Annotated in this window: 10 protein-coding genes; 4 read left to right on the top strand and 6 right to left on the bottom strand. The window is 60.3% G+C overall.

All coding sequences use genetic code 11. The annotated features are described in order from the left end of the window. Positions 1–11 precede the first annotated feature (11 nt). Positions 12–1,979: an ATP-dependent zinc metalloprotease FtsH gene (gene ftsH / locus DOM58_RS12560; protein WP_110693131.1), complete on the bottom strand. Its 1,968-nt coding sequence runs from the start codon at positions 1,977–1,979 to the stop codon at positions 12–14. A gap of 90 nt (positions 1,980–2,069) precedes the next feature. After that, positions 2,070–2,747, bottom strand: a complete 678-nt coding sequence (gene rlmE, locus DOM58_RS12565; protein ID WP_110693132.1) for a 23S rRNA (uridine(2552)-2'-O)-methyltransferase RlmE — start codon at positions 2,745–2,747, stop codon at positions 2,070–2,072. Between the two features lie 297 nt (positions 2,748–3,044). On the opposite strand from rlmE, the gene yhbY reads away from it, so the two are divergent. Continuing rightward, complete coding sequence (yhbY, locus tag DOM58_RS12570) at positions 3,045–3,371, top strand: ribosome assembly RNA-binding protein YhbY (RefSeq protein ID WP_075560501.1); 327 nt, start codon at positions 3,045–3,047, stop codon at positions 3,369–3,371. A 220-nt stretch (positions 3,372–3,591) separates the two neighbouring features. Here the strand turns inward: yhbY and greA are convergent, their stop codons facing one another. The 4 genes from greA to dapB all read right to left on the bottom strand — a co-directional run bounded on the left by greA (position 3,592) and on the right by dapB (position 9,748). Then, the gene (gene greA, locus DOM58_RS12575; RefSeq protein ID WP_075560500.1) at positions 3,592–4,068 is read right to left on the bottom strand and encodes a transcription elongation factor GreA; all 477 of its coding nucleotides are present in this window, start codon (positions 4,066–4,068) and stop codon (positions 3,592–3,594) included. Further along, entirely contained in the window at positions 4,061–7,294 is a 3,234-nt protein-coding gene (gene carB, locus DOM58_RS12580) for a carbamoyl-phosphate synthase large subunit (protein WP_110693133.1), read from the bottom strand. The genes greA and carB overlap by 8 nt, the downstream gene beginning before the upstream one ends. 102 nt (positions 7,295–7,396) lie before the next feature. After that, positions 7,397–8,554 carry a glutamine-hydrolyzing carbamoyl-phosphate synthase small subunit gene (gene carA, locus DOM58_RS12585; protein WP_075560498.1) on the bottom strand — a complete coding sequence of 386 codons (1,158 nt, stop codon included), beginning with the start codon at positions 8,552–8,554 and terminating at the stop codon, positions 7,397–7,399. Between the two features lie 384 nt (positions 8,555–8,938). Continuing rightward, entirely contained in the window at positions 8,939–9,748 is an 810-nt protein-coding gene (gene dapB / locus DOM58_RS12590) for a 4-hydroxy-tetrahydrodipicolinate reductase (protein WP_110693134.1), read from the bottom strand. A 644-nt stretch (positions 9,749–10,392) separates the two neighbouring features. On the opposite strand from dapB, the gene DOM58_RS12595 reads away from it, so the two are divergent. The 3 genes from DOM58_RS12595 to DOM58_RS12605 all read left to right on the top strand — a co-directional run bounded on the left by DOM58_RS12595 (position 10,393) and on the right by DOM58_RS12605 (position 13,085). Further along, a complete protein-coding gene (locus tag DOM58_RS12595) occupies positions 10,393–11,160 on the top strand; it encodes an SDR family oxidoreductase (protein WP_075560496.1) in 768 nt (255 codons plus the stop codon). 80 nt (positions 11,161–11,240) lie between these two features. Beyond that, the gene (locus tag DOM58_RS12600; RefSeq protein WP_188113818.1) at positions 11,241–11,984 is read left to right on the top strand and encodes a GntR family transcriptional regulator; all 744 of its coding nucleotides are present in this window, start codon (positions 11,241–11,243) and stop codon (positions 11,982–11,984) included. 99 nt (positions 11,985–12,083) lie between these two features. Continuing rightward, positions 12,084–13,085 carry a TRAP transporter substrate-binding protein gene (locus DOM58_RS12605; RefSeq protein ID WP_110693136.1) on the top strand — a complete coding sequence of 334 codons (1,002 nt, stop codon included), beginning with the start codon at positions 12,084–12,086 and terminating at the stop codon, positions 13,083–13,085. The last annotated feature ends 12 nt before the right edge of the window (positions 13,086–13,097 follow it).

A 13,097-nucleotide genomic window follows, 5' to 3' on the forward strand; every position in this document is an offset into this window, starting at 1 on the left:
TGCCGAGGCGCTTATAGGCCCGTGGGGCCACCCAGCGGATCGGACGGGCGACGGCTGTCGGACTCATCGTCCGCGGCGCCATCTTCCTTCGGTTGCGGCTCGGGGTCGTCGACGGGTCGACCGGAACCCGAGGTCGGGCCGTCGTCGCCCCAATCCTTCGGCGGGCGTGGCTTGCGGCCTTCCATGATGTCCTTGAGCTGCAAGGCATCGATGGTTTCGTACTGCATCAACGCTTCCGCCATCAGGTCGAGCTTGTCGCGATTGTCCTCGAGGATCTTGCGCGACATGGCATAGCACTCGTCGATGATCCGACGCACTTCCTTGTCCAGACGGGTCGAGGTCTCCCCGGAGCTCAGCTTGCCACCACCCTGGCCCGGACCGCCGAGGAACTGATGCGACTCGTCCTCGTCGTACATCAGCGGCCCCATCTCTTCGGACAGGCCCCACTTGGCGACCATGCTGTGCGCGAGTTCGGTGGCACGCTTGATATCGTTGGAGGCACCGGTGGTGACGCCATTCGGCCCCAATGTCATCTCTTCGGCAATACGTCCGCCAAACAGCGAGCAGAGCTGACTGATAATCTGCTGACGGGAGTAGCTGTAACGATCTTCTTCCGGCAGGAACATGGTCACGCCCAACGCTCGACCGCGCGGAATGATGGTGACCTTGTAGACCGGATCGTGCTCGGGCATCACCAGACCGATAATGGCGTGGCCGGACTCGTGATAAGCGGTATTGAGCTTGTCCTTCTCCGACATGACCATGGAGCGCCGCTCGGAGCCCATCATGATCTTGTCCTTGGCCAGCTCCAGCTCTTCCATGCCGACGGTGCGACGATTGCGCCGCGCCGCGAACAGCGCCGCCTCGTTGACCAGGTTGGCCAGATCGGCGCCGGAGAAACCGGGCGTCCCGCGGGCAATGATGCTGGCCTGGACGCCGTCGGACATCGGCACCTTGCGCAGGTGCACGTTGAGGATATGCTCGCGCCCCCGAATGTCCGGCAGCGGTACGGTGACCTGGCGGTCGAAGCGGCCCGGGCGCAGCAGCGCCGGATCGAGCACGTCGGGGCGGTTGGTGGCGGCGATCACGATGATACCGTCGTTGGCTTCGAAACCATCCATCTCGACCAGCAGCTGGTTCAACGTCTGCTCGCGCTCGTCATGACCACCGCCCATGCCGGAACCACGATGGCGACCGACGGCATCGATCTCGTCGATGAAGATGATGCAAGGCGCCTGCTTCTTGGCCTGCTCGAACATGTCGCGGACACGGGAAGCACCCACGCCGACGAACATCTCGACGAAGTCCGAACCCGAGATGCTGAAGAACGGCACCTTGGCTTCACCGGCAATCGCTTTCGCCAACAGGGTCTTACCCGTCCCTGGCGGGCCCACCATCAACACGCCGCGGGGAATCTGCCCACCCAGACGCTGGAACTTCGAAGGATCCTTGAGGAAGTCGACCAGTTCGACGACCTCCTCCTTGGCTTCGTCACAGCCGGCGACATCGGCAAAGGTGGACTTGATCTGGTCCTGGCTCAGCAGCTTGGCTTTCGACTTGCCGAAGCTCATCGGTCCGCCTTTGCCACCGCCACCGCCCTGCATCTGACGCATGAAGAAGACGAAGATGCCCAGAATCAGCAGGATCGGGAAGCTGGCAATCAGCAAGCGCGTCCACAGGCTCTGTTCTTCGGGCTTCTGGCCGACGACCGTGACGTCGTGCGCCAGCAGGTCGTCCATCAGCTTGGGATCCTGGGCTGCCGGGCGGATGGTCTGGAACTGCGTACCGTCGTCCCGCTCGCCATTGATGGTATAACCCTCAATGGTCACGCTGCGCACCTGGTCCTTCTGGACCTGCTGCACGAACTGTGAATAGCTCATCGTCTGCGGCGAGCTATCGACACTGAAATTGTTGAACACCGTCAGCAGTACAGCCGCGATGACCAACCAGAGAATTAGATTTTTCGCCATGTCGTTCAAGACACCACCCTCGTAGTACGAACCTTGCTGCCTGCGCTTGCCGTGATCTGACACTACACCAGATGGGGTCGCTCAACCACGCTTGCAAGCCTAGCCCTGAAATCCTTGCGCCAGCAGGTAGACTTCCCGGGACCGGGCCCGTGACGCCTCCGGCTTGCGTGTTACTACCTTGCGGAAACTGCCTCGCAGATCCCGCAGGTAGTCATCGAATCCTTCGCCCTGAAAAACCTTGGCCAGGAAATGGCCGCCGGGCGATAACGTCTGTTTCGCCAGATCGAGAGCCAGCTCGACCAGATACATCGACTGCGGCTGGTCGATCGCCGCCATGCCGCTCATGTTCGGCGCCATGTCTGACAGCACCAGGTCGACACGGCGCTCACCGAGCTCGCCCAGAATCGCTGCCAGCACCTGCTCTTCGGTGAAATCGCCCTGAATGAAGCTGACGCCGGCCAGCGCATCCATCTCCAGAATATCGGAGGCGATCACCATCCCCTCGGTGCCGACTTTCTCGGCGGCGACCTGACTCCAGCCGCCCGGCGCGGCGCCCAGATCGATCACCGCCATGCCGGGACGCAATAACTTGTCACGCTCGTCCAGTTCCAGCAACTTATAGCTTGCACGCGAACGATACCCATCCTTCCAGGACTGCTGAACATAGCGATCGTCGAAATGCTCTTTCATCCAGCCGGCGCTGCTTTTGCTTTGCCGCGTGGGAGAACCGGCCTTGTCAGCGCCGGATGAGGAGCTAGAGCTGGAAGAGCGCGCCACTGATGATCACCTGGAAGAATAGTCGAGAAAGCGAAGAGCGGTACTGCGGGACTGGAGTGCAGCTCGCAAGCTGCCGGACACATCGACCGTGCCATGCCAGGACTGAGCCGTGTCAGGACTTGGCGATGCCCAGATCCGGCCATCCCAAAATCGGGTCGTACCCGAACACGGCCGACGAGCAACGGCATCTTTCCTGTTGCCATCGAAACCCGTAACATGGCGCGTTTCGACAGTGCGGTGGTGAGACCGATTGCAGCACCGCTGTAAAATATCGCGAAGTCCAACGGTCAGATTACCATGAGCCTAACATCCGCACAAAAGAAAGCCTTTCGCAGCATCGGCCACCACCTGCAGCCGATTGTCACCGTGAGTGAAAACGGTCTGAGCGAAGGCGCCCAGCAGGAACTCGACCGCGCGCTGAGAGACCACGAGCTGATCAAGGTCAAGCTGGCGATTGCCGACCGCGAGGAACGCCAGGCGATGGTCGAAGAGCTGGTCGAGGCCTCCGGCGCAGAACTGGTCCAGACGCTGGGCAAGGTCGCCCTGCTCTATCGCCACAACCCCAAGGTCAACCCCAAGCTTTCCAACATCCAGCGCGCCGAGGAACATCACGGCCGGCACTGAACACGAAAGCCGCGAGCCGCGAATACAGATACTCCACAACGAGAGAAGCCGCGACACTGTCGCTGCTTCTCTCGTTTGCGGCTGCCTATCTTGCAAGCGCTTGCGAGCTAGGAACGAACAAGGCGGAAGCGGCCGAGACAGCGAAGTTTACGGGGTGTAAATCAGCATGCCGAGGCCGTTTTCAACGCCGTTTGGCCGACGCGCAGCTGCGCGTGAGCGGTCAGAGATGCTCGACGCCGGAAATTTCGTACTCCACATCGCCACCCGGCGTGCGGACGTTGACCACGTCGCCCGCCTGCTTGCCGATCAGCGCACGCGCAATGGGCGAAGTCACCGATATCTTGCCGTCCTTGATCCCGGCCTCGTCCTCGCCGACGATCCGATAGCGCACTTCTTCATCGGTCTCCAGATTGAGCAACTCGACGGTGACACCGAAGATCACCTTGCCGGTGTTGGGTATCTTGGCCACATCGATGACCTGCGCCAATGACAGCTTGCCCTCGATCTCCTGGATACGCCCTTCGATGAATCCCTGCTGCTCGCGGGCGGCATGATATTCGGCGTTCTCCTTGAGATCGCCGTGCTCGCGGGCGACCGCAATGTCGTTGATGACTCGCGGACGCTCCACGCCTTTCAACTGCTCCAGCTCCTGACGCAAGGCCTGTTCGCCGTGGACGGTCATCGGGACCTTATTCATTGACTACTCCTGCATGCTGTTCCTGCAGCCGCCGCACCGTGATCTCGTTTCCATACTCCAGCGCCATGCACACCGCACGCGCACCCGCCAGCGTGGTGGCATAGGGTACCTTGCGTGCCAGCGCCGTGCGCCGGATGACCGAGGAGTCGTTGATCGCCTGGCGGCCTTCCGTGGTATTCACGATATAGGCGATTTCGTCGTTCTTGAGCAGATCGACGATATGCGGACGGCCTTCAAAAACCTTATTGACGACGGCAACGGACAGACCAGCCTCTTCCAGAGCCCTGGCCGTGCCACGTGTTGCCACTAAACTGAAGCCCAAGGCTAGCAGAGATTGAGCTACCTCGATAACACCCTGCTTGTCGGGTTCGCGTACCGAGAGGAACGCTTGGCGCTCGCCGGTCAATCGCGGAATCGCCTCGCCGGCACCCAGCTGCGCCTTGTAGAACGCTTCCGCGAAGGTCGCACCGCTGCCCATCACCTCGCCGGTCGACTTCATCTCCGGCGACAGGATCGGATCGACACCCGGGAACTTGTTGAACGGGAACACCGCCTCCTTGACCGCGTAGAAATCCGGAATCAACTCGCGGGTGAAGTTCTGGTCGGCCAACGACTGGCCGGCCATGCAGCGCGCCGCGATCTGCGCCAGCGACGTGCCGATGCATTTGGACACGAACGGCACCGTACGCGAGGCGCGCGGATTGACCTCGATGATGTAGATTTCACCGTCCTGCCAGGCGAGCTGCACGTTCATCAGGCCGACCACGTTGAGCTCGACGGCCATGCGCTTGACCTGCTCGCGCATCTCGTCCTGCACCTCCATCGGCAACGAGTAGGGCGGCAGCGAACACGCCGAGTCGCCGGAGTGCACGCCGGCCTGCTCGATATGCTGCATGATGCTGCCAATGACGACCTGCTCGCCGTCACTGACCGCATCGATATCGATCTCGATGGCGGCATTGAGGAAGTGATCCAGCAGTACCGGCGAATCGTTGGAGACCTTGACCGCATGGGTCATGTAGCGCTCGAGCTCTTCGGCGGTATAGACGATCTCCATGGCCCGGCCGCCGAGCACGTAGCTCGGCCGCACGACCAGCGGATAGCCGATCTTCTCGGCCTTGGCGAAGGCATCTTCGAAACTGCGCGCGGTGGCGTTGGGCGGCTGCTTGAGACCCAGCTTGTCGATCATCTGCTGGAAGCGCTCGCGATCCTCGGCGCGATCGATGGCGTCCGGCGTGGTACCGATGATCGGCACGCCGGCGGCTTCCAGGGCCCGCGCCAGTTTCAGCGGCGTCTGACCGCCGAACTGCACGATCACCCCGACCGGCTTCTCCTTGTCGGCGATCTCGAGCACGTCTTCCAGCGTGACCGGCTCGAAGTAGAGTCGATCGGAGGTGTCGTAGTCCGTGGAGACAGTTTCCGGGTTGCAGTTGACCATGATGGTCTCGTAACCATCCTCGCGCATGGCCAGCGCCGCATGCACGCAGCAGTAGTCGAACTCGATCCCCTGGCCGATCCGGTTGGGCCCGCCGCCCAGCACCATGATCTTCTGGCGATCCGTGACCTCCGCCTCGCACTCCTCCTCGTAGGTCGAATACATGTAGGCGGTATCGGAAGCGAATTCAGCCGCGCAGGTATCGACCCGCTTGTAGACCGGGCGGATATCGAGCTGCTGACGGCGCTGACGGAATTCACTCTCGGAGACGCCCAGCAGTGTGGCCAGGCGCGCGTCGGAAAAGCCCTTGCGCTTGAGACGGTAGAGCTCATCGGCACTCAGATCGTGCAGTGAGCGCTTGGTAACGGCCGCCTCGGTCAGAATCAGATCCTCGAGCTGGACCAGGAACCAGCGGTCGATATGGGTCAGCGCGAAGATCTCGTCGACGCTCATGCCGCTGCGCATGGCATCGCCGATATAGAAGATGCGGTCGGCGCCGGCGGCCTGCAGCTCGCCCTTGATCAGCGCCATGTTTTCCGGGCCGAAGTCGGAGACTTTCGGATCGAGGCCGTCGGCACCGATTTCGAGGCCGCGCAGCGCCTTGTGCATCGACTCCTGAAACGTCCGCCCGATCGCCATCACCTCGCCCACCGACTTCATCTGCGTGGTCAGACGATCGTTGGCCTGGGGGAACTTCTCGAAGGTGAAGCGTGGAATCTTGGTCACGACATAGTCGATCGACGGCTCGAAAGACGCCGGCGTGGCGCCGCCAGTGATGTCATTCTGCAGTTCGTCCAGGGTGTAGCCCACCGCCAGCTTGGCGGCGATCTTGGCGATCGGGAAACCCGTCGCCTTGGAGGCCAGCGCCGACGAACGCGACACCCGCGGGTTCATCTCGATCACGACCATGCGCCCGGTGTCCGGGTCGACGCCGAACTGGACGTTGGAACCCCCGGTCTCGACACCGATCTCGCGCAGCACCGCAAGCGATGCGTTACGCATGATCTGGTACTCCTTGTCGGTCAGCGTCTGCGCTGGCGCGACGGTGATGGAGTCGCCGGTATGCACGCCCATCGGGTCGAAGTTCTCGATCGCGCAGACGATGATGCAGTTGTCGTTCTTGTCACGAACGACCTCCATCTCGTACTCCTTCCAACCCAGCAGCGACTCGTCGATCAGCAGCTCGTGGTTGTTGGAAAGCTCGAACCCGCGATCGCAGATCTCCTCGAACTCCTCCTTGTTATACGCGACGCCGCCACCGGAACCGCCCATGGTGTAGGAGGGGCGGATGATCACCGGGAATCCGAGCGTTGCCTGGATTCTCCACGCTTCATCCATGCTGTGGGCGACTTCGGCCTTGGGACACTCGAGACCGATGTTCTTCATCGCCTTGTCGAACAGATCGCGGTCTTCCGCCTTGTTGATGGCATCGGCGTTGGCGCCAATCATCTCCACGCCGTACTTCTCGAGCACGCCGTGCTTGTCGAGCTCCAGCGCGCAGTTGAGCGCGGTCTGGCCGCCCATGGTCGGCAGGATCGCCGAGGGCCGCTCGCGCTCGATGATCTTCTCCACCGTCTGCCAGGTGATCGGCTCGATGTAGGTGGCATCCGCCATCACCGGGTCGGTCATGATGGTCGCCGGGTTCGAGTTGACCAGGATGACGCGATAACCCTCTTCGCGCAGCGCCTTGCAGGCCTGGGCCCCGGAGTAGTCGAATTCGCACGCCTGCCCGATGACGATGGGGCCGGCGCCGATGATCAGAATGCTGTCGAGATCCGTACGTTTTGGCATGCGCTAACACTCGTCGAAAATGGTGGTGTCGGCGGCTGGCGCCGACCCAGGATGACTGAATTCCAAACTGCCGCTGATGGCATGCGACCTGTCGCTGACGGCTCAGGCGACCTGCCGCTGACGGCTCTGCATCATCGTCACGAAACGATCGAACAGCGGCGAGACGTCACGCGGCCCGGGGCTTGCCTCAGGATGGCCCTGGAAGCTGAACGCCGGACGATCGGTCAACTCGATCCCCTGGAGAGTGCCATCGAACAGGGAGCGGTGCGTGGTTCGCACGTTGGCGGGCAGCGTGGTCTCGTCGGCGGCAAAGCCGTGATTCTGACTGGTGATCATCACCTGCCCCGAGTCCAGATCCTGGACCGGATGGTTGGCGCCATGATGGCCGTGGTTCATCTTGACGGTCTTGGCGCCGGCGGCCAGCGCCAGCAGTTGATGACCCAGGCAGATGCCGAACACCGGAACGTCGGTCTCGAGAATCTCGCGAATCGCCGTGATCGCGTAATCGCAGGGCTCGGGATCGCCCGGTCCATTGGCCAGGAAGACGCCGTCCGGGTTCATCGCCAGCACTTCGGCGGCCGGGGTCTGCGCCGGCACCACGGTCAGGCGGCAGCCGCGGGACGCGAGCATGCGTAGGATGTTGTGCTTGACCCCGTAGTCGTAGGCGACCACGTGATAGGGGCGCTCGGCGCTGGCGGTATCGGCATATCCCTGACCCAAAGCCCATTCGCCCTCGGTCCACTGGTAGCTGGACTGGCAGGAGGCTTCCTTGGCCAGATCCATGCCCTTGAGCCCCGGAAAGGCCTGGGCAGCCGCCAGAGCCCGCTCGACGGCATCATCGCCCTGAGCTTCAGCACCGGCCAGAATGGCACCGTCCAGCGAGCCCTTGCTGCGCAGAATGCGCGTCAGCCGACGGGTATCGATATCGGCGATGCCAATGACGTTCTGCGCGGCGAGATACTCGGAGAGCGATGTGGTGCTGCGGAAATTGCTGGCGATCAGCGGTAGATCACGAATCACGAGGCCGGCCGCGCAGATGCGGGTCGACTCGACGTCTTCGAGGTTGATGCCGGTGTTGCCGATATGCGGGTAGGTCAGGGTCACGATCTGTCGGGTGTAGGAAGGGTCGGTGAGAATTTCCTGATAACCGGTCATGGCGGTATTGAAGACCACCTCCCCGCTGGTTCGTCCATCGGCTCCGATCGCGGTACCGTGAAATACACTACCGTCTTCAAGAGCCAGTATCGCGGGTCTGTTCAAGGCAACATCCTCCTTCACTGGTCATCAAACTGGATATCAAAACACGCCCATCAACACATGGCGTCTAGGCCTGGCATCACGCCCTCACTTCGTATTGACCGCACAAGCCGCCGCAAGGTCGTAAAAAAGCGGGACGAAATCCGGTAAGACCGGTTTCATCCCGCTTCATTATGCTGATTGCCGCATCGAAAGCGGCGAATCTTCAATCTCTGGGGCAATCTTGATGCCCGCAGCGCTGGCCCGGCCAAATTGGCGAAATGATACCGGAAACCGACTTCCGGCTCCAGTGAAGATCGCGATTCATCACCATGCCGCGCCGGCTTGCTCTTCCGCGCCACCGGTTTTCCGAGCCACCCGGCTCCGCAAGCTCAGGTCTTCGCAACGCTAGTCTTTCAAGCCCAGTACATCCTGCATGTCGTAGCGACCTGCCGGACGCCCGGCCAGCCACGCCGCCGCACGCACGGCGCCATTGCCGAACGTCAGCCGACTCGAGGCCTTGTGGGTGATCTCAATGCGCTCGCCCTCGGCCGCGAACAGCACCGTGTGCTCGCCGACGATATCGCCGCCACGCACCGTGGCAAAGCCGATCTCCTGGGGATCCCGCGGGCCCACCTGGCCGACCCGTTCGAATACGCCGTGCGTCTTCAGATCGCGACCCAGCGGTTCGGCTACCGCCTCGCCCAGCATCAGCGCGGTCCCGGAAGGCGCATCGACCTTGTGACGATGGTGCGCCTCGATCACTTCGATGTCGTAGCCGGCATCACCCAGCGCCCTGGCCGCAGTCTTGAGCAGATTCACCGTCAGGTTGATACCCGTGCTCATGTTGGCGGCAAACACCATCGGCACTCGCGCGGCAAAACCGTCGAGAGCCTTCAGCTGACTTTCATCGAGGCCTGTCGTACCGATCACGATCGCCTTGCCGTTGTCGGCGCACCAGGCGAGGTTCTCCAGCGTCAACGCCGGGGTGGAGAAGTCGATCAGCACGTCGAAATCGTCCCTCGCGCCATCCAGCGAGCCCGACAGCTTGATCCCGAGCCTCCCGAGTCCGGCCATTTCGCCGGCATCACAGCCCAGCAGCGAACTCTCCGGGCGCACGATCGCCGCGCCCAGCTTCGCGGCGTCGCTGTTGTGTGTGGCTTCCAGCAAGATCCGCCCCATCCGGCCTGCCGCCCCCATGATCGCAATCCGCGTCATGCTTCCTCCCGTTGCGTCGCCCTGGTTTGGTTTGGCGCAGATTCACCGCGCCGATGACCGTCATTGGCGGCAGTATATCAATGCCACACCCCCGCGCCTCCAACGAACGCCGTCATTCGTTCGTGTTTCGAGTCGAGCGCTAGAAAAATTGAAGACTGAATCGCCAGGACCCGCTTTTAAAAAGCGCATCAAGGGCAGGTCACAACTGACCTAGAAAACCTGGGCATACGACTAAATTACCGGGGAAACGATAAACGCGCTAAATAAAAACCTGCCGTCGATCGAGTTCTATAACGCATGGTGAGGGACAATGATTCGCGCTCCATCAAGACTAAACTTTAGCCTCATAAACCAAAGCATAACGCACATTAAATCCTTTGAAATCAATCTCTAACAACAAAGTAACGGAAAGAAAAAGCGCCGCCATCGAGATCGACCCAAAGTCCGTTTGACGCCATTTGGCAGCGCTGTTATTCCTGATATATCAAAAAATATCACAGCGAAATAGGCATCACTAAGTTTCGTCATATTCGGGTTAACCGGACAGCATCTACCGTTTCTCCGGTAGATTTATTCTTCAACACGCAGAAAAAGAATGGCGATAGGCGCTTCATGAACTCAATCGAAAAACAAGGAAGTCGCGAATGTCGATTCAGCTATTCAACCTGACCGGAAAGACCGCACTGGTGACGGGTTCGTCGAGAGGCTTGGGCCGCGCTTTCGCGGAAGGTCTGGCATCCGCCGGCGCCAAGGTCATTCTCAACGGTATCAACGAGGAACGGCTCGCCATTACCGCTGAAGAGATGTCTCAGGCGGGTCATGACGTCCAGATTGCCGCCTTTGACGTCACCGACGATCACGCCGTCAAGGAGGCCTTCAACCGGTTCGATAACGCGGGAATCACGATCGACATTCTGATCAATAACGCCGGCATTCAGTTTCGTAAACCCATGCTGGAGCTCGAAACCGCCGACTGGCAGCGAGTTCTCGATACCAATCTGACCTCGGCGTTCGTGGTCGGTCGCGAAGCGGCCAAACGCATGGTCGAACGCGGCCATGGCAAGATCATTAACATCGGCTCACTGACCAGCGAACTCGCGCGCGCCACGGTCGCCCCTTATACCGTGGCCAAGGGCGGCATCAAGATGCTGACCAAGGCCATGGCGGCGGAATGGGGAGGCTTGGGCCTTCAGGCCAACGCCATTGGCCCCGGTTATATGCTGACCGACATGAACGAGGCATTGACCGCCAATGCCGAATTCGACGCCTGGGTCAAAGGGCGAACGCCGGCGGGACGATGGGGCAGGCCCGAAGAGCTTATCGGAACCGTGTTGTACCTGTCATCCCAGGCTTCCGACTATATCAACGGGCAAATTATCTACGCCGACGGCGGCATGATATCGGTGCTTTAAAAGCGGGATTTCGACTGAAAATTCAGCCGTACCGCAGCTTATATTGCCCCACTGTTCCATTATCGACCGGACCCGACATCATGCCAGATGGCCAGGACATAGCGTTACCGGTGCCTCAGGACAAAGGCCGCGACAACAAGAGCCTGCTGGAGCACGCTTACAAGGAAATCGAAGAGCTGATAGTTACCTGCCAGCTCAGGCCCGGTAGCTATCTGCGAATTCGAGATCTGCAGGACATGACAGGCTATAACCGCATGCCGGTCTATCAGGCGGTAACCCGACTGGCCTCGGACACGCTGATCACGATACGACCACGTCAAGGTGTTCAGATCGCGCCCGTCGACCTGCCGCGAACGGCGATTTTGCTCAAGCTTCGACGAGATATGGAGCGATTTCTCGTCACGCTGGCCTGTGAAAAATCTTCACCGCAACAGCGAACCCTGTTGGGCCAGATCTCCCAGGCCATGGAAGAGCAGTCAGCTTCGATGTCGCTCTCGACGTTCAATCGTTTCGATCTTCAAATCGACGCGCAGATACTGAAAATCTGTGACGAGCCCTTTCTGGAGTACTCGTTGCGGCCCTTGCACACCATGTTTCGTCGAATCGGATGGATCTATCACACGCACGCCAAACCGAACCAGGATCTGGCCGACACCGTTCACGGTCATCTCGGGGTTCTGCGAGCCGTTCTTGCTCAGGATGCGCAGGCGGCAGCCAAAGCTTCGGATCGTCTGATGGATTTCATGGGCGCGACCGTGAACGCCATCGAGCGAAACGTCGATCCGAAGCTTCTGAACGTGGGTCTGGAGTTGGATACGGCCTAATCATCCGCCGACGTCAGACTCACCAACAATAAAAACAGCCTTTTCCTACAAAAACTCAATCGATCGACACATCAGCATAAACTCCCTGAGGGACATGACATGACGACACATACCATCCTGAAAAACGCTCCCCGCCTTGCCGCCGTATCCTTCGGCGTTGCCATGGCCATGGGTAGCATTTCCGCCAGCGCGGCACAGTACAATGCGAAACTGTCACTGGACGTTCCCGAGGGAAATACCAAGTACAAGGCCGCTCAGGAGTTTGCCGACCTGGTCCGTGAACGCACTGACGACAACGTGGATATCAAGCTATTTCCCAACAGCGTTCTGGGAGGAGAAACCGAGTCCGCAGAAGGCATCCGGCTGGGTTCCGTGCAGATGGGGGTCATCACCAGCTCGGTGCTGTCATCCTGGGTGCCCGAGGTCCAGGTCCTGGATCTTCCCTACGTCATTACCGACGAAGCCAACGCTACGGCGCTCAGCGAGCCACTTACCGAAGCGCTCTCCTCGAGCTTCGAGGATCAGGGCTTTCATCTGCTCGGCTTCACCGTCAACGGTGTGCGTGAACTGATGAGCAGCTTCCCGATTCACTCCATCGACGACATTCAGGGTAAAAAGATGCGCGTCATCCAGAGCCCATTGCATGTGGACGCCTGGAGAGAAGCCGGTGCCAACCCGACGCCGGTTCCGGCACCCGAAATCTACAATTCCATGCAAACGGGCGTCATTGATTTCTTCGACAATACGGCAACCAATTATTTGACGAACCGTTTTTACGAAGTCGCGCCTTACTATGTAAAAACCGACCATATCTATGCCATGGGCACCTGGGTCGTCGCCGAGAACTGGTGGAAGCGGCTCCCCGAGAACTATCAGCAGGCGATCACCAAGGCGGCGCTCGAGGTCCAGTCGCATGTTCCGGAAATGCGCCAGAAGGATGACGAGGAAGCGCTGAAAAAGACGGTCGCTGATGGCGCCACCATCATCGACATCGAAGACAAGACACCTTGGATGGAAGCGATGGCCCCCGTGCGGGACAAGTACATCGACCAGATCCCCAACGGCTCTGAGCTGGTCGAACTGATCCGCAACGCCAAGTAAGCTTTTGCGCCA

This window comes from Salinicola halophyticus, from assembly GCF_003206695.1.
GTDB lineage: Bacteria > Pseudomonadota > Gammaproteobacteria > Pseudomonadales > Halomonadaceae > Salinicola > Salinicola halophyticus.